16 protein-coding genes are annotated in these 16,205 nt (G+C 55.8%); 9 read left to right on the top strand and 7 right to left on the bottom strand.

The features are described from left to right. The first annotated feature begins 39 nt into the window (after positions 1–39). Positions 40–852, top strand: a complete 813-nt coding sequence (gene tcdA / locus FHC49_RS12870) for a tRNA cyclic N6-threonylcarbamoyladenosine(37) synthase TcdA (RefSeq protein ID WP_220439948.1) — start codon at positions 40–42, stop codon at positions 850–852. On the opposite strand, the gene csdE is transcribed toward tcdA, so the two are convergent. Together csdE and csdA are read right to left on the bottom strand one after the other, a co-directional pair. Next, the gene (gene csdE / locus FHC49_RS12865; protein WP_220439947.1) at positions 837–1,286 is read right to left on the bottom strand and encodes a cysteine desulfurase sulfur acceptor subunit CsdE; all 450 of its coding nucleotides are present in this window, start codon (positions 1,284–1,286) and stop codon (positions 837–839) included. The two genes, tcdA and csdE, sit on opposite strands and share 16 nt — an antisense overlap. After that, the gene (gene csdA / locus FHC49_RS12860; RefSeq protein ID WP_220439946.1) at positions 1,286–2,491 is read right to left on the bottom strand and encodes a cysteine desulfurase CsdA; all 1,206 of its coding nucleotides are present in this window, start codon (positions 2,489–2,491) and stop codon (positions 1,286–1,288) included. Before csdA ends, csdE begins: the two co-directional genes overlap by 1 nt. 419 nt (positions 2,492–2,910) lie before the next feature. On the opposite strand from csdA, the gene gcvA reads away from it, so the two are divergent. Genes gcvA through rlmM form a run of 3 tightly spaced genes read left to right on the top strand, consistent with a single transcriptional unit; the run spans position 2,911 to position 5,336 of the window. Next, positions 2,911–3,828, top strand: coding sequence for a glycine cleavage system transcriptional regulator GcvA (gene gcvA, locus FHC49_RS12855; RefSeq protein WP_185667985.1), 918 nt, complete (start codon positions 2,911–2,913; stop codon positions 3,826–3,828). A gap of 19 nt (positions 3,829–3,847) precedes the next feature. Then, the gene (locus FHC49_RS12850; RefSeq protein WP_123650616.1) at positions 3,848–4,243 is read left to right on the top strand and encodes a DUF423 domain-containing protein; all 396 of its coding nucleotides are present in this window, start codon (positions 3,848–3,850) and stop codon (positions 4,241–4,243) included. Further along, complete coding sequence (rlmM, locus tag FHC49_RS12845; protein ID WP_185667986.1) at positions 4,236–5,336, top strand: 23S rRNA (cytidine(2498)-2'-O)-methyltransferase RlmM; 1,101 nt, start codon at positions 4,236–4,238, stop codon at positions 5,334–5,336. The genes FHC49_RS12850 and rlmM overlap by 8 nt, the downstream gene beginning before the upstream one ends. A gap of 58 nt (positions 5,337–5,394) precedes the next feature. Here the strand turns inward: rlmM and xni are convergent, their stop codons facing one another. From xni to queF, 5 genes are all read right to left on the bottom strand, one after another. Further along, positions 5,395–6,150, bottom strand: coding sequence for a flap endonuclease Xni (gene xni / locus FHC49_RS12840; RefSeq protein ID WP_220439945.1), 756 nt, complete (start codon positions 6,148–6,150; stop codon positions 5,395–5,397). A 121-nt stretch (positions 6,151–6,271) separates the two neighbouring features. Continuing rightward, entirely contained in the window at positions 6,272–7,639 is a 1,368-nt protein-coding gene (locus FHC49_RS12835; RefSeq protein ID WP_220439944.1) for an L-serine ammonia-lyase, read from the bottom strand. Between the two features lie 53 nt (positions 7,640–7,692). Beyond that, complete coding sequence (locus FHC49_RS12830; RefSeq protein WP_185667989.1) at positions 7,693–8,982, bottom strand: HAAAP family serine/threonine permease; 1,290 nt, start codon at positions 8,980–8,982, stop codon at positions 7,693–7,695. Positions 8,983–9,483: 501 nt separating this feature from the next. Continuing rightward, complete coding sequence (ppnN, locus tag FHC49_RS12825) at positions 9,484–10,848, bottom strand: nucleotide 5'-monophosphate nucleosidase PpnN (protein ID WP_035892831.1); 1,365 nt, start codon at positions 10,846–10,848, stop codon at positions 9,484–9,486. A 115-nt stretch (positions 10,849–10,963) separates the two neighbouring features. After that, positions 10,964–11,809 carry an NADPH-dependent 7-cyano-7-deazaguanine reductase QueF gene (queF, locus tag FHC49_RS12820; RefSeq protein WP_185667990.1) on the bottom strand — a complete coding sequence of 282 codons (846 nt, stop codon included), beginning with the start codon at positions 11,807–11,809 and terminating at the stop codon, positions 10,964–10,966. 69 nt (positions 11,810–11,878) lie between these two features. Here queF and syd point away from each other — a divergent pair, with 69 nt between their 5' ends. The 5 genes from syd to gudD all read left to right on the top strand — a co-directional run bounded on the left by syd (position 11,879) and on the right by gudD (position 16,189). Next, positions 11,879–12,424, top strand: coding sequence for a SecY-interacting protein (gene syd, locus FHC49_RS12815; RefSeq protein ID WP_220439943.1), 546 nt, complete (start codon positions 11,879–11,881; stop codon positions 12,422–12,424). A gap of 633 nt (positions 12,425–13,057) precedes the next feature. Next, positions 13,058–13,387 (top strand): YqcC family protein, encoded by a 330-nt coding sequence (locus FHC49_RS12810; RefSeq protein ID WP_185667992.1) that lies wholly within the window; start codon positions 13,058–13,060, stop codon positions 13,385–13,387. After that, a complete protein-coding gene (gene truC, locus FHC49_RS12805; protein ID WP_185667993.1) occupies positions 13,387–14,169 on the top strand; it encodes a tRNA pseudouridine(65) synthase TruC in 783 nt (260 codons plus the stop codon). Before FHC49_RS12810 ends, truC begins: the two co-directional genes overlap by 1 nt. Positions 14,170–14,184: 15 nt before the next feature. Then, a complete protein-coding gene (locus FHC49_RS12800; RefSeq protein WP_185667994.1) occupies positions 14,185–14,628 on the top strand; it encodes a flavodoxin in 444 nt (147 codons plus the stop codon). 220 nt (positions 14,629–14,848) lie between these two features. Beyond that, positions 14,849–16,189, top strand: coding sequence for a glucarate dehydratase (gudD, locus tag FHC49_RS12795; RefSeq protein WP_220439942.1), 1,341 nt, complete (start codon positions 14,849–14,851; stop codon positions 16,187–16,189). Positions 16,190–16,205: the final 16 nt, after the last annotated feature.

Below are 16,205 nucleotides of genomic sequence, written 5' to 3'. Positions count from 1 at the left end.
GACGCCGGGAATGCTCGATATCAATGAATTTGAGGTTTTATGTCTGTGGTTATCAGTGACGCCTGGCGCCAGCGTTTTGGCGGCACGGCACGTTTGTACGGTGAAAAAGCGCTGCAGGTTTTTGCTGATGCGCACGTGTGCGTGGTCGGTATCGGCGGCGTAGGTAGCTGGGCGGCGGAAGCGCTGGCGCGTACCGGCATTGGTGCGATCACGCTTATCGATATGGATGACGTCTGCGTCACCAACACCAACCGTCAGATTCACGCCCTTGGCGGTAACGTCGGGCTGGCGAAAGCGGAAGTGATGGCCGAGCGTATCCGGCAGATTAACCCCGAGTGCCGCGTCACCGTGGTGGACGATTTCGTCACGCCGGATAACGTCGCTGAGTACATGGGAGCGGGCTACAGCTACGTGGTGGATGCTATCGACAGCATTCGCCCGAAAGCGGCGCTGATTGCCTACTGTCGTCGTTATAAGGTACCGCTGATTACCACCGGCGGCGCGGGCGGGCAGATTGACCCGACGCAGATTCAGGTGAGTGACCTCGCGAAAACCATTCAGGACCCGCTGGCGGCGAAGCTGCGCGAGCGGCTGAAAAGCGATTTTGGCGTGGTGAAGAACAGCAAAGGCAAGCTTGGCGTGGACTGCGTCTTCTCAACTGAAGCGCTGGTGTACCCACAGGCGGACGGTTTGGTCTGTGCCATGAAAATCCCGGCGGAAGGGCCGAAGCGCATGGACTGCGCCGCCGGGTTTGGCGCGGCGACCATGGTTACCGCCACCTTTGGCTTCGTAGCGGTGTCCCATGCGCTGAAGAAAATGCTCGCGAAAGCGGCACGTCAGGCCAGCGCCTGACGCGCGGCTTCCATCATCGCCTCACTTAGGGCCGTCAGGCCCTGAGTGCGTGAGGCGCTGAGTTGACCGCGCAGCCCCAGTTCATCGAACAGGTTGAGCGGATCGTCTGCCAGAATCTCTGCCGGCTGTTTGCCTTCCGCCGCCGTCAGCAGCACGGCCAGCAGGCCGCGTACAATCCTACCTTCGCTATCGCCAAAGAAGTGCAGCGCACCGTCTGGCGTCTGAGTGTAGCCCAGCCAGACGCGGTTTTCGCAGCCAGGGATCTCGCGCGCCTGCGCTTTAAGCTCATCCGAGAGCGCTGGAAGCTTTTTCCCTAACAGGATCAGCTGGCGATATTTCTCTTCCCACTGCGATAGCGCCGCAAACTGCTGGCGCAACGTCTCAGGCGTTACGCGGGTGCCGAACGGGTGTTCGGCGAGTAAAGGCATCGTCATTAATCCACCAGAAGTTCGAGCGCACGATCGACGGCGCTGACCAGCGCCTGTACGTCGTCCTGCGTATTGTAAGGGGCAAACGAGGCGCGCAGCGTACCGCTCACGCCCATCGCCGCGAGCAGCGGCTGAGCGCAGTGCTGACCGGCGCGCAGCGCAATGCCGTATTCCGCCAGCAGCGTCACCATATCGCTGTGGTGAACGCCAGCAAAATCAAAGGCCAGCAGGCTGGAGTCCTGGCAGCGGAAGGAGCGAAAGCCCGGCCGTTTTGCCAGTTCTTCTTCCGCAAGCGTCGCCAGACCCCGGCTCCAGGATTCGGCCTGTACCATGTCAATTTCGGACAGCCACTCCAGCGCCGCGCTCAGGCCAATCACCCCGGCGACGTTTGGCGTACCCGCTTCCAGGCGATAGGGCACCGGTTGCGTGGTGAAGCCATCGAAAGTCACTTCACTTATCATCTTGCCGCCGCCGAGCCACGGAGTCATGGCATCGAGCAGTTCGCTTTTACCATACAGCGCACCGATGCCGGTTGGCCCGTAAAGCTTATGACCGGAGAAAGCGTAGAAATCGATATCCAGCGCCTGCACGTCCGCCGGAAAGTGGACGGCACCCTGTGCGCCGTCGACCATCACTATCATATTCGCCTGATGGGCGAGGGTGATAGCGCGGGCCAGATCGGGGCAGCCGCCGGTGACGTTGGACATCTGCCCCAGCGCCAGAATACGGCTGCGTGGGGTAATCAGCGCGGTTAGCCGTTCAACGTCGGGCAGGCGATCGGCGCCTAGCGGTAGCTGGACGATGTTCGCGCCGGTCTGTTGGGCGACCATCAGCCACGGCACCAGGTTGGCGTGGTGCTCGGCGACGCTGACGATGATTTCATCGCCCGGTTGCAGACGCGGGCGTGCGTAGCACTGGGCTACCATATTGATGGCTTCGGTGGTTCCACGCGTCCAGACGATATCCTTGCCGCTTGGCGCGTTGAGCCAACCGGCGACCTGGTCGCGGGCGGCCTCATAGCGCGCGGTCAGGCGCTGTGCTTCAGCAAACTGGCTGCGATGAACGTTACCCGCGCTCAGCGAGTAGAAATTTGTTGTCGCCTCGATAACCGCCTGCGGTTTTAACGCGGTGGCGGCGCTATCAAGGTACACCCCGGCATCGTGCAGGGCGGGAAACTGGGCGCGAAAGTGCGCGGGGGAGAAGGCGTTCATGAAATTCCTCATATCAATAAGGAGATCGTCGCGCAATTTTGCCCGGCTTTCAACTTTGACGAGCGGTTCGGGGGAATTTGAGGCAAAAAAAAGCACCGCAAATAGGCGGTGCTACATTAATCACTATGGACAGACAGGGTAAATGTACAGGAAGTGAAAAAGGGTAGCCTTGCTACCGTGATCTGAATTGCAGACCAATTGCAAACACAACAACACAACATCACAACCGTAAGCCAAAAGCCCTTCAGAACACGCATTCCAAAAAAAGCTTCTCGTTCCGGCTCAGGAAGTGCCGCCATGATAGGTATTTGCTGGTAGAAGCTCAACGGACAAATTATAATGGCTCAGATAAAAAAAACTAATAGGTTAACCGTTGTTTCCTATTTGTTAAATTCAGTTAACAATTGAGTTCTGGGACCATGTCAAAGCGTTTGCCACCTCTTAATGCATTACGTGTATTTGATGCAGCCGCACGCCATTTAAGCTTCACGCGCGCGGCCGATGAGCTTTTTGTGACGCAGGCCGCAGTAAGCCACCAAATCAAGTCTCTTGAGGATTTTCTGGGGCTGAAGCTGTTCCGGCGGCGCAATCGTTCTCTGCTTCTGACCGAAGAAGGGCAGAGCTATTTTCAGGATATCAAAGAGATCTTTTCGCAATTAACAGAGGCAACGCGTAAACTACAGGCACGAAGCGCGAAAGGGGCGTTAACCGTCAGTTTATTGCCCAGTTTTGCGATTCAGTGGCTGGTGCCGCGTCTCTCAAGCTTTAACTCAGCTTATCCGGGAATTGATGTCAGAATCCAGGCCGTAGACCGCCAGGAAGATAAGCTTGCGGACGACGTAGATGTGGCGATTTTTTATGGTCGCGGCAACTGGCCGGGGCTACGCGTGGAAAAACTGTACGCTGAGTATCTGCTCCCCGTCTGCTCCCCACTGCTGCTGACCGGCGAGAAAGCGTTAAAGACGCCTGCCGATCTCGCTAAACACACGCTGCTGCATGATGCTTCCCGCCGCGACTGGCAAACGTATACGCGCCAGCTGGGGCTCACCCATATCAACGTACAACAGGGACCGATCTTCAGCCATAGCGCCATGGTGCTACAGGCTGCCATCCACGGACAGGGGGTTGCGCTCGCGAACAACGTGATGGCGCAGTCTGAAATTGAGGCAGGCCGTCTGGTGTGCCCGTTTAATGATGTTCTGGTCAGTAAGAATGCGTTTTATCTGGTTTGTCATGACAGTCAGGCTGAACTGGGTAAAATAGCGGCCTTTCGACAGTGGATACTGGCGAAAGCGGCCCATGAACAAGAAACGTTCCGTTTCCGTTACGAACAATAAATGAATTTAGGGTAATACCATGACCAGCCGTTTTATGCTGATTTTTGCCGCTATCAGCGGCTTTATCTTTGTCGCACTGGGCGCGTTTGGCGCGCACGTGCTGAGTAAATCGTTGGGCGTTGTGGAAATGGGCTGGATCCAGACCGGCCTGGAGTATCAGGCGTTCCACACTCTGGCGATTTTCGGACTCGCGGTGGCGATGCAGCGCCGCATTAGTATCTGGTTCTACTGGAGCAGCGTGTTTCTGGCGCTGGGTACCGTGATGTTCAGCGGTAGCCTGTACTGCCTCGCGCTCTCCCATTTACGCCTGTGGGCGTATGTTACCCCGGTGGGCGGCGTCAGCTTCCTCGCCGGTTGGGTTTTGATGTTGATTGGTGCGATTCGACTTAAGCGTAAGGGTGTTGTTCATGAATAAGGTTGTGCTGTATTGCCGCCCTGGGTTTGAGAAAGAGTGTGCTGCGGAAATTACCGATAAAGCCGGTCGCCGCGAAGTGTTTGGCTTTGCGCGCGTTAAAGATAACTCCGGCTATGTGATTTTCGAATGCTATCAGGAAGGGGATGCCGACAAACTGGCGCGCGAGCTGCCGTTTAGCTCGCTGGTGTTTGCGCGTCAGATGATTGTGGTGGGCGAACTGCTGAAAGATTTACCGGCTGAAGACCGCGTGACCCCGGTTGTCGGCATGCTGCAGGGTGTGGTGGAGAAAGGTGGCGATCTGCGCGTTGAAGTAGCAGACACCAACGAAAGCAAAGAGCTGATGAAGTTCTGCCGCAAATTCACCGTGCCGCTGCGCGCTGCGCTGCGCGAAGCCAACGTGCTGGCACCGTACGAGACCGCCAAGCGTCCGGTGGTACACGTGTTCTTTATCGCGCCAGGCTGTTGCTATACCGGGTACTCCTATAGCAACAACAACTCGCCGTTTTACATGGGTATTCCGCGCCTGAAGTTCCCGGCCGATGCCCCAAGCCGCTCAACCCTTAAGCTTGAAGAGGCGTTCCACGTCTTTATCCCTGCCGACGAGTGGGACGAGCGTCTGGCGAACGGCATGTACGCAGTCGATCTCGGGGCTTGCCCAGGTGGCTGGACCTATCAGCTGGTGAAGCGCAACATGTGGGTCTCCTCCGTGGATAACGGCCCAATGGCGCAGAGCCTGATGGATACCGGTCAGGTGACCTGGCTGCGCGAAGATGGTTTCCGCTATCGTCCGACTCGTAGCAACATCTCGTGGATGGTGTGCGACATGGTTGAGAAGCCAGCGAAAGTGGCCTCACTGATGGCCGATTGGCTGGTAAATGGCTGGTGCCGTGAGACCATCTTCAACCTCAAGCTACCGATGAAAAAGCGCTATGAAGAGCTGTCGCAGAACCTGGCGCACATCCAGGCAAGGCTTGATGAGAACGGGATTAACGCCCAGATTCAGGCGCGTCAGCTGTACCATGACCGCGAAGAGGTAACCGTTCACGTGCGTCGTCTGTGGGCCGCTGTCGGTGGCCGTCGCGACGAGCGTTAAGGATTGTAGCCCGGCCGAGCGCAGCGACGCCGGGTTCAGCACCGCCTTCAGGGCGGTGTTATCTATTCAGCCTTAGCTGCTGCAAATTCCCATCAATATGCAAATCCGTCTGCAGTCGTGCGATATCGCGGCATAAAAATGCCATATCCCGATGTTCTACCAGCTTCTTGCGCCACTTCTCCGGCACCTCATCCAGATGTTCATACAGCGCTTCCAGCGTGGGAAACTGCGTTAACAGCTGGGTGGCGCTCTTCGGGCCAATGCCCACCACACCCGGCACTTTCGAGCTGCTGATGCCCGCCAGCCCCCAGTAGTCCGGCAACTGATGCGGCTGGACGCCAAATTCGTTTTCGATAAACGGCACGTCGAGCCAGCGTTTTTGAAAATAGTCGCGAATGCGCAGGTTTGGCGAGAGCAGTTGGCAGTAGCCTTTATCGGTGGAGACGATGGTGGCTTGATGGCCCGCGCCAGCGACTTTTACCGCCAGCGTTGCCGCTAAATCGTCGGCCTCGTTACCGCTGGAGACCCAGCAGCGAACCCCGCGTAGCTCGAAGGCGGCGCGGAGCGCAGACATCTCGGCATGCAGATCGTCTGGCATCGGCGGGCGGCCCGCCTTGTAGTCAGGAAGACGCTGGTGTCGCCAGCCGCTATTGCGTGCCTCATCGTCAAACACCGCCACCGCATGAGTCGGCTGGCTATGGGCAATCAGCAGATCCAGCGCATGCTGGCAGGTTTCCACACAGGGGGAACCCTGAACGGCATGAATACGGCGTATCAGGTTGAGTGCATCAACAATCAGCAAATGGACGGCCACAGGTGTTCTCCCTAACGATTCGAGCGGTAAGGGTAACATTCACGGCACAGTGAGGCTATTGGCGAGGGATAAAACGGGAAGAGGCCTCGCAAAACTGCACGAGGCCTCTGGGGGGATGACGTTAGTCGCAGGCCACCACTTTCATCGCCAGGCCACCGCGAGAAGTTTCGCGATATTTGGCGTTCATGTCTTTACCGGTTTCGTACATGGTCTCGATAACTTTATCGAGGCACACGCGCGGCTCGCTGGTACGGCGCAGCGCCATACGCGCGGCGTTTACCGCTTTCACCGAGGCAATGGCGTTACGCTCAATGCACGGTACCTGAACCTGGCCAGCGACCGGGTCGCAGGTCAGACCGAGGTTATGTTCCATGCCGATTTCCGCGGCGATGCACACCTGCGCAGGGCTTGCGCCCAGCAGTTCAGCCAGACCGGCAGCCGCCATTGAACAGGCCACGCCCACTTCACCCTGGCAGCCCACTTCAGCGCCGGAGATAGAGGCGTTCATCTTGTACAGTGAGCCAATCGCGCTTGCGACCAGCATGTAGCGTGCCAGCGAGTTAGCGTTCACTTCACGGATAAACTTGTCGTAGTACGCCAGCACTGCAGGAACAATCCCGCAAGCGCCGTTGGTTGGCGCCGTCACGACGCGGCCGCCGGCGGCGTTTTCTTCGTTAACGGCCAGCGCGAACATGTTGATCCAGTCCACCACCGCCATTGGGTCACTGCTGATTTTATCCTGGCTTACCAGCATGCGGCGCAGCGCTGCGGCACGGCGCGGAACGCGCAGTTTGCCCGGCAGGACGCCTTCAGTGGTGGTGCCGTGTTCGATACCGCCCTTCATCACTGCCCAGACGTCAGCGAAGTGCTTTTCCAGCTCTTCTTTGCTGTGCAGCGCGAGTTCATTTTTCATCATCAGGCCAGAGAGTGACAGCCCGGTTTCGTTGCAGTGACGCTGCAGGTCGGCGGCGTTTTTGTACGGGTAAGGTACGGCCACCGGCGCTTCAGTCTGCTGACCGAAGTGCTCTTCATCGACGATAAAACCACCGCCGATGGAATAATAGGTTTTGCTGTAAACGGCGTTATCGCCCGCCAGTGCGGTGATACGCATGCCGTTTTCATGCAGGGAGAGGTTGTCGGCATGGAAGTTCATGCACTGGTCAACCGGGAATTCCACTTCGTGCTGACCGTTAGCAAGCATCAGGCGACCGTGGGTGTTCACATCCTGGATAAACGCCGGGATAGACTCGATATCGACCGTATCAGGCAGATTTCCTGCCAGACCCATAATGATGGCGATATCCGTATGGTGACCTTTACCGGTCAGAGAGAGTGAGCCGTAAACATCGACGACTACGCGAGTAATATCATTGAGGATCCCACGCGCAATCAAGTCGTCCGTGAACTGTTTGCCTGCTTTCATTGGCCCAACGGTGTGTGAGCTGGAAGGACCAATGCCGATTTTGAAAATATCGAATACGCTAATCATGAGGCGTCCCTATGGTATTGAAGAGCGCCGCCCCAAGGGACGGCGCAGGGTGATTAACTAAACAGAGAGTAGGAGATAGCGGAGATAGCGATGAGACCCATCAGGACAACGAAGACGTTGCTGATGTGACCGCTGTACTTACGCATTGCCGGTACTTTCTGGATAGCATACATCGGCATCAGGAACAGAATCATCGCGATGATTGGGCCGCCCAGGGTTTCAATCATCCCCAGGATGCTTGGGTTCATGGTTGCCACGATCCAGGTGGTAATCAGCATGAACAGCGCAGTGATTTTGTTCAGTTTGTTGATTTCGATGGTTTTGCCTTTGCTACGCAGAGACTTAATAACCATACCGTTAAAGCCTTCACGTGCGCCCAGGTAGTGGCCCAGGAAGGATTTGGTGATAGCGATAATCGCGATAATCGGTGCCATCCAGGCGATAACCGGCGCGTTAAAGTGGTTCGCCAGGTAAGACAGGATGGAGATGTTCTGCTCTTTTGCCGCCGCCAGGTCCGCTGGGGACAGGCTCAGTACGCAGCTGAAGACGAAGAACATCACGGTCAGTACCATCATCACGTGGGCACGAGCCAGAATAGAGGAGCATTTTTTCTCTGCACCCTGGCCGTATTCTTCACGCTTCGCGACCGCGAAGGAGGAGATGATTGGTGAGTGGTTGAAGGAGAACACCATTACCGGGATTGCCAGCCACAGGGTCATCCACAGGCCGTTGCCGGTAGAGGCTGCGCTGCTGAAGGACAGGGTTTCCAGCGCTGCACCGCTCCACTGTGGGATCAGGTACAGAGCCAGCACCATCAGGGCGGCGACAAACGGGAACACCAGGATGCTCATCGCTTTAACAATCATCTGCTCACCGAAGCGAACGATGGTCATCATACCGACGATCAGAATCAGCGACAGCAGCGCGCGCGGCGGCGGCGTGATGTGTAGCTGGTGAGCCAGGAAGCTCTCGACGGTGTTGGTGATTGCCACGCTGTAAACCAGCAGGATTGGGTAGATAGCGAAGAAGTAGAGCAGGGTAATCAGTTTACCTGCGCCGATACCAAAGTGCTCTTCAACCACTTCAGTGATGTCTTCGCCCGGGTTTTTACCGGACAGCACGAAGCGAGTCAGACCGCGGTGTGCGAAGAAGGTCATCGGGAAAGCAAGGATAGCCATGATGATCAGCGGGATCATGCCACCAACGCCGGCGTTGATTGGCAGGAACAGAACGCCTGCACCGATTGCGGTGCCGTAAAGACCCAGCATCCACATTGTATCTGTTTTGCGCCATCCGCTAGCAGATTCTGCTGTGACGATAGTGCTGGTTTGAGTGTTTTCCATCTGTATCTCCTGGAGGAAGGAAAATGCTAATTTTTTAGTCAAATAAAATAAAAATAACGTTAAAACCAAGATTAAATTTTATAAGTATCGGCTTTTTTGTGATTTTTACCCGATACCGTTTTAGACGAGCGCAAATGTACATTTAACTGGTAAATGTATCAGTGATCATGATCGCAAATGTAATAATCCACTTTTAGTGTGGGTTATTGCAGGCGTTTTTACTGTAATTGCAATATATGCAGAAATTAATGGTCGCGAAGGCTACCATTCGCAGTATGTGTGGTAAATGGTTGAGGGGGTAAATGCGATGTTTTCGCTGATAAAAATGGTGAAAATGGCGTTTTTTAGCGCTCAATCATAATTATTGCTAATAATATGTGGTTGGATAATGCACGCAAACGATTGGCTGTGAATGAATAGGTGGAGCTAAGCGGGCTGTTTTGGGAGAAATTCCGGCGGAAAAGACCGCCGGATGGGGAGTGAATTACGCTGAGGTCAGACTCAGGCGCAGATTTCGTAGCACGGAATATAGGCAGAGCCTGGCAGTTTCATGCGGTGTTGGGCCACGAAGCCCTGCAGCAGTTCATCCATGCGGCGCATCATCTCTTTATCACCGTGGATCTTGTACGGCCCAAACTCTTCGATAGCGCGAATGCCCACTTCCTTCACGTTCCCTGCCACGATGCCGGAGAAGGCGCGGCGCAGGTCGGCGGCCAGCACTTCAACCGGCTGATCGGGATAGAGCTTCAGGCTTGCCATGTTTTCGTGCGACGGCTCGAACGGCATTTGCAGGTCTGGCGCAATGCGAATCGACCAGTTGAAGCTGTAGGCATCACCGGTATCGCGACGGTTCTCTTTCACCAGCGGCATCGCTTTCTTCATTTGACGCGCCACTTCCACTTCATCATCAATGATGATTTTGTAATGACGGCGTGCGCCTTCGCCCAGCGTATGCACGACAAAATCGTCCAGCACGCGGAAGTAGTCGGCGCTCTCTTTCGGGCCGGTGAGGATAAGCGGCAGCACCTGGTCTTTGTTCGCTGGGTTCATCAGAATGCCCAGCAGGTACAGCAGCTCTTCCGCCGTACCAACGCCGCCAGGGAAGATAATGATGCCGTGGGCGATACGGACAAAGGCTTCCAGACGCTTTTCGATATCCGGCATGATGATCAGTTCGTTCACCAGCGGGTTAGGCGGCTCAGCGGCAATAATCGACGGTTCGGTCATGCCGATAAAACGGCCTTCTTTATAGCGCTGCTGTGCGTGACCCACCGCGGCGCCTTTCATTGGTGCTTCCATCGCGCCTGGGCCGCAGCCGGTGCAGATGTTTAGTTCACGCAGACCAAGCTGGTTACCGACGCGACGAGCGTACAGGTATTCGTTTTCATTAATGGAGTGACCGCCCCAGCACACCACCATGCTAGGTGCTTCCCCGACGTGCAGCGCGCGGGCGTTACGCAGAATAGAGAAGACCAGGTTGGTAATGTGGGTCGAGCTTTCCAGATCGAGATTCGGGAAGCGGACGGTGTTATGGATTTGCCCGTAGACAAACAGAATATCGCGCAGGACGGCAAACAGGTTAGCCTGCAGCGAGCGTATGATCCGCCCATCAACGAAGGCATCTTCCGGGGGATTAATCAGTTCAAGCTTCACGCCGCGCTCGCGGCGCAGCACGTTAATGTCGAAGCTTTCAAAACGGGATAGCAGCTCTTTGCTGTTATCGGTCAGGCTACCTGAGTTCAGTACGGCCAGGGAACAGTTGCGGAACAATTGATACAGGTCGCTGCTGGCCGTGCGTTTAAGCATGTCAACTTCCAGCTGCGACAACATATCCATTGAGCCAAGCGGGCTAATATGTGTAATCAAGTGAACTCCTTACGGGACGAAAATCGTCTTCCTTGATGATTACAATAGCCTCGCTGGCCCGTTTACTACAACCTCAGCGCGGAACAAAGCGCGCAAAATTGAGATTTTGTTAAGCTTACTGACGTACCAGTCGTCCAATAGCCGGGACAAACTCGCCGTTTGAGCGCCATGGGTTGATATCCAGACCGCCGCGACGGGTGTAGCGGGCGTATACGCTCAGGCTTTCCGGCGCGCAGAAACGCAGAATGTCATTGAAGATTCGTTCAACGCACTGCTCGTGGAATTCGTTGTGATGACGGAACGATACCAGGTAACGCAGCAGCTTCTCGCGGTCGATTTGCCGGCCACGGTATTGGATCTGCACGGAGCCCCAGTCTGGCTGATGGGTGATCAGGCAGTTGGACTTCAGCAAATGGCTGACCAGCGTCTCCTGTACCACGTTGTCTCCTGCCGCGCCGTCGAGATAGTCGGCGTTGAATTCGTAGCTCTCAATCTCGATATCCTGATTGTCGATGCAGCTACCGTGGAAGTGGGCAATAGGCTGGCCTTCCAGCTCATCGATACGATACAGCGCGACGGTCACCACACCCTGTGCGCAGGCGCTCAGATCGCGCTCCAGCGTCTGCTGTACCGCTTCCCAGCTATCAAAGCGCGTCTGGTTGAAGCTATTGAGGTACAGTTTGAAGCTTTTGGACTCCACCAGATTGACCGTCGCGTGGCTCAGTTCGACGTGGCCCACCGCGACCTGCGGCAGCCCTTTGGCGTTAAGCCAGGAGAGTTCATACAGCGTCCAGATATCCGCGCCGTGGAATGGCAGAGTATCAGCGTGCAGCCCCAGCGGGTCGCGGTTTAAGCTGCGCGGTACGCCCTGAAGCAGAGAGGCATCGTAGGTATCGCGATAATCTGTGGTTTTACCCAGGGTCAGGCCAGACAGCGCCTGATGGTTCTCATAAGAAGACATGTTTCACCGTTACAAAGCAGGTACACTATTGTTTCTAGTGTATCTTAGCTAACCAGAAGAGAGAAATTCGTGGATCAGCAGACCGCAGACGCATTACACGCTTTCACCCAACGCTATTGCGATGCCTGGCAGCGTGAGCACAACAGCCTGCCGCACAGCGAGGAACTTTACGGCATTCCGTCCCCGTGCCAGGTCTCAACGACCGATGATGAGGTGCTCTGGCAGCCTCAACCGTTTGACGGCGAGCAGAATGTAAATGGCGTTGAACGCGCAATGGAGATTGTGGTACAACAACCCATTCACACCTATTATACCACTCAGTATGCGGGTGATATGCACGCGATGTTCATGGGCGAAGCCCTGACGCTGCTGCAGGTGTGGAGCCCCGACGATTTCCGTCGCGTGCAGGAAAACCTGATTGGTCACCTGGTCACGCAAAAGCGCCTGAAGCTTTCGCCGACGCTTTTTATCGCGACGCTGGACAGCGAACTGGACGTGATTTCCGTGTGCAACGTGACCGGTGAAGTGGTCAAAGAGACGCTCGGAACCCGTAATCGTCTGCCTCTTGCCTCCTCCCTTGCGAGTTTCCTGACTCAACTCGAGCCTCTCCTGTAAGACAATTCGCCCATCACCTTGTGAGAGATCTCTTACACGCCCTGTGAGAGATCGCCAGAACATAAGTAAGACACTCATCCCATTTGTTTAGTCATTTCGTTGTATATCAATAAGATAAATGAATCCTACAGGCTTAATCTCTGATGTAAGCCTTAAGTGTTTGCCTGAGAGGCACTTGTAAGACGGGGCGGAATAGCGGATTCTATCTACGTCGACAGGGAGTCGCACAATGAAGTGAACATCAGGATGATGACGCTTCATAGGACACACCGGGAAGGTGATTCAAGGAAAGGCTTCAGGATGAAGCAAGAGGATAACGCAGGTACGCGTTAAAGGACACCTCCAGGACGGAGAATGAGAGCCAGACAGGATATCTGGTGGATCAGGAAGATCAGGATACACTCACGGATTGGGTGAAATCACATCGGGGTGGTGTGATGCAGGATGCAACCGTTTATGGATGAACATGGTCAGGAGACCACAGGAAAAGTTGTCACGGACGAGCAGGGAGCACCAAAAGTAGCTGGATTGCTGCGAAACGAACCGGGAGCACTGTTTTTACAGTGCTCCCTTTTTTTGTTTCCCGCCAACTAGTGATATCCTGCGCCCGATTTTGTTTCCTCTGAGGTTCCCATGACACGCCACGACAACCTACGCGACCAACTACTGCTTATTGAAAACCTGCTGCGTCAGCATGAACACTGGCAGGAGACGGCACCGCATGAGAGCGCATTTGCCAGCGACCAGCCGTTCTGTATGGATACGCTGGAGCCGCTAGAGTGGCTGCAATGGGTGCTGATTCCGCGCATGCACCAACTTCTCGATGGCGGCATGCCGCTGCCAACCGGGTTTGCTATCGCTCCCTATTATGAAATGGCGCTGGATGCCGCCCATCCGCTGCGCGCGATCATTCTGCCGCCGCTGGAACAGCTGGACGCCTTCTTCGTGAGCGATGCGCACTGATGCTGGAAATTATTTACCAGGATGAGTGGCTGGTGGCGGTGAATAAGCCCTCCGGTTGGCTGGTTCACCGTAGCTGGCTCGACCGTGATGAAAAAGTGGTGGTGATGCAAACGGTGCGTGACCAGATTGGTCAGCACGTCTTCACCGCCCATCGCCTCGACCGCCCAACCTCCGGCGTACTGCTGATGGGGCTCTCTAGCGAAGCAGGCCGCCTGCTGTCGCAGCAGTTCGAACAGCACCAGATGCAGAAACGCTATCACGCCATCGTACGCGGTTGGCTGACGGATGAAGCGGTGCTCGACTATCCCTTGGTGGAAGAGCTCGATAAAATCGCCGATAAGTTCGCCCGCGAAAATAAAGACCCGCAGCCAGCGGTAACTCACTATCGCGGTCTGGCGACGGTGGAAATGCCGGTCGCCACTGGTCGCTACCCGACCACCCGCTACGGGCTGGTGGAGCTAGAGCCGAAAACCGGCCGTAAGCATCAGTTGCGTCGCCATCTGGCGCATCTTCGTCACCCGATTCTTGGCGACAGCAAGCACGGCGACCTGCGCCAGAACCGCAGCGCCGCAGAGCATTTTGGCTGCCATCGCCTGATGCTGCACGCCAGCCAGCTCTCATTAACCCACCCCTTTACCGGCGAGCCGCTGACCATTCGCGCCGGGCTGGATGACGTCTGGATGCAGGCGCTATCACATTTCGGCTGGCGCGGGCTTCTCCCCGAGAATGAAAGGGTTGAGTTTGTTGCCGACTCCGGTCAGGATGAAGCTATCGAGAAGTAAACAGGGAGTTAAATCATGGCTGAAGTAGGGATTTTTGTCGGCACCATGTACGGCAATTCGCTGTTGGTGGCCGAGGAAGCGGAAACCATTCTGAGCGGTCTTGGCCATCAGGCGAAGGTGTTTGAAGACCCGATGGTCTCCGATTGGGAAAGCTATACCGGGAAGTATGTGCTGGTGGTGACGTCCACCACCGGTCAGGGCGATTTGCCTGATAGCATCGTGCCGCTGTTTAACGATCTGCAGGATATGTATCAGCCCCACCTGCGCTACGGCATTATTGCGCTGGGTGATAGTACCTACGCTAATTTCTGCGGCGGCGGTAAGCGGTTTGACGCACTGTTGCAGGAGCAGGGCGCACAGCGCATCGGCGACATGCTGATGATTGATGCGTCTGAAGACCCCGAGCCGGAGAGCATCTCCAATCCGTGGGTGGAGCAGTGGGCAACGCTGCTGAAATAAACGCTTTGCTTCAGGCACCGGTACGATATTGTCGTACCGGCTGCTATTTGTACATTAGCCATATCATCTCATAATATCCCCCAATAAAATTGTGCATATGCACGATGAGCTGCCGCTCGCCGCTTCCTATACTGCGTTAAGTCATCCCATCTTATGGATAGCGAGAGGCACAATGCTATGCGCCATTCTCGCTATCGCTATTGTTAACAAGGATTGAACCATGTCGATTCACGCTTCCACGCCCGTAGTGACGTCTATGCAGGTTATCCCGGTTGCCGGGCACGACAGTATGCTAATGAACCTGAGCGGCGCTCATGCGCCGTTCTTTACTCGCAATATTGTGGTTATCAAAGATAACGCGGGTCATACGGGCGTAGGAGAGATCCCCGGCGGTGAGAAGATCCGCCTGACGCTTGAAGACGCCATTCCGCTGGTGGTGGGGAAAACGTTGGGCGAGTACAAAAATGTACTGAACGCCGTGCGCAACACCTTCGCCGACCGTGATGCGACCGGTCGTGGCCTGCAAACTTTCGATCTGCGCACCACTATTCACGTGGTGACCGGTATCGAAGCGGCGATGCTGGATCTGTTAGGCCAATATTTGGGCGTGAACGTGGCATCGCTGCTGGGGGAAGGGCAGCAGCGTAGTGAAGTCGAAATGTTGGGCTACCTGTTCTTTATCGGGAACCGCCACGCAACTCCGCTGCCATATCAAAGCCAGCCGGACGAGAAATGTGACTGGTATCGGCTACGCCATGACGAAGCGATGACTCCGGATGCGGTGGTGTGTCTGGCGGAAGCGGCGTATGAAAAGTACGGCTTCAACGACTTTAAGCTGAAAGGCGGCGTGCTGGCAGGCGAAGAGGAAGCGGAGTCTATTGTCGCGCTGGCAAAACGTTTCCCGCAGGCGCGCGTGACGCTAGACCCGAACGGGGCATGGTCGCTGGACGAAGCGATTAAGATTGGCAAATACCTTAAGGGAACGCTCGCCTACGCCGAAGATCCGTGCGGGGCGGAGCAGGGCTTCTCCGGGCGCGAAATAATGGCCGAATTCCGCCGTGCGACGGGGCTGCCGACGGCGACCAACATGATTGCCACCGACTGGCGTCAGATGGGCCATACGCTGGCGTTGCAATCGGTGGATATTCCGCTGGCGGACCCGCATTTCTGGACCATGCAGGGCTCGGTGCGCGTAGCGCAGATGTGCCATGAGTTCGGCTTGACCTGGGGATCGCACTCCAATAACCACTTTGATATTTCGCTGGCGATGTTCACCCACGTGGCGGCCGCCGCACCGGGGAAAATTACGGCGATTGACACCCACTGGATCTGGCAGGAAGGTAATCAGCGCCTGACCAAAGAACCGTTTGAAATCAAAGGCGGTATGGTGCAGGTACCGAACAAACCGGGTCTGGGCGTTGAGCTGGATATGGACCAGGTGATGAAGGCTAACGCGCTGTACAAAAAGCATGGTCTTGGCGCGCGTGATGATGCAATGGGAATGCAGTACCTGATCGCAAACTGGACATTTGATAACAAACGCCCGTGCATGGTGCGCTAAGCTTACCGCCGACTCT

It is taken from the genome of Kluyvera sp. EC_51, from assembly GCF_019584505.1.
GTDB lineage: Bacteria > Pseudomonadota > Gammaproteobacteria > Enterobacterales > Enterobacteriaceae > Kluyvera > Kluyvera sichuanensis.
The sequence above is the reverse complement of the archived record's forward strand: the minus strand, read 5'-3'. Positions and strand labels throughout refer to the sequence as shown.

What these genes read in the sequence shown, in the direction of transcription:
- tcdA (WP_220439948.1), top strand. Translation starts at nt 40, where the DNA reads ATGTCTGTGGTTATCAGTGACGCCTGGCGCCAGCGTTTTGGCGGCACG.
- csdE (WP_220439947.1), bottom strand. Translation starts at nt 1,286, where the DNA reads ATGACGATGCCTTTACTCGCCGAACACCCGTTCGGCACCCGCGTAACG.
- csdA (WP_220439946.1), bottom strand. Translation starts at nt 2,491, where the DNA reads ATGAACGCCTTCTCCCCCGCGCACTTTCGCGCCCAGTTTCCCGCCCTG.
- gcvA (WP_185667985.1), top strand. Translation starts at nt 2,911, where the DNA reads ATGTCAAAGCGTTTGCCACCTCTTAATGCATTACGTGTATTTGATGCA.
- FHC49_RS12850 (WP_123650616.1), top strand. Translation starts at nt 3,848, where the DNA reads ATGACCAGCCGTTTTATGCTGATTTTTGCCGCTATCAGCGGCTTTATC.
- rlmM (WP_185667986.1), top strand. Translation starts at nt 4,236, where the DNA reads ATGAATAAGGTTGTGCTGTATTGCCGCCCTGGGTTTGAGAAAGAGTGT.
- FHC49_RS12835 (WP_220439944.1), bottom strand. Translation starts at nt 7,639, where the DNA reads ATGATTAGCGTATTCGATATTTTCAAAATCGGCATTGGTCCTTCCAGC.
- FHC49_RS12830 (WP_185667989.1), bottom strand. Translation starts at nt 8,982, where the DNA reads ATGGAAAACACTCAAACCAGCACTATCGTCACAGCAGAATCTGCTAGC.
- queF (WP_185667990.1), bottom strand. Translation starts at nt 11,809, where the DNA reads ATGTCTTCTTATGAGAACCATCAGGCGCTGTCTGGCCTGACCCTGGGT.
- FHC49_RS12810 (WP_185667992.1), top strand. Translation starts at nt 13,058, where the DNA reads ATGACACGCCACGACAACCTACGCGACCAACTACTGCTTATTGAAAAC.
- truC (WP_185667993.1), top strand. Translation starts at nt 13,387, where the DNA reads ATGCTGGAAATTATTTACCAGGATGAGTGGCTGGTGGCGGTGAATAAG.
- FHC49_RS12800 (WP_185667994.1), top strand. Translation starts at nt 14,185, where the DNA reads ATGGCTGAAGTAGGGATTTTTGTCGGCACCATGTACGGCAATTCGCTG.
- gudD (WP_220439942.1), top strand. Translation starts at nt 14,849, where the DNA reads ATGTCGATTCACGCTTCCACGCCCGTAGTGACGTCTATGCAGGTTATC.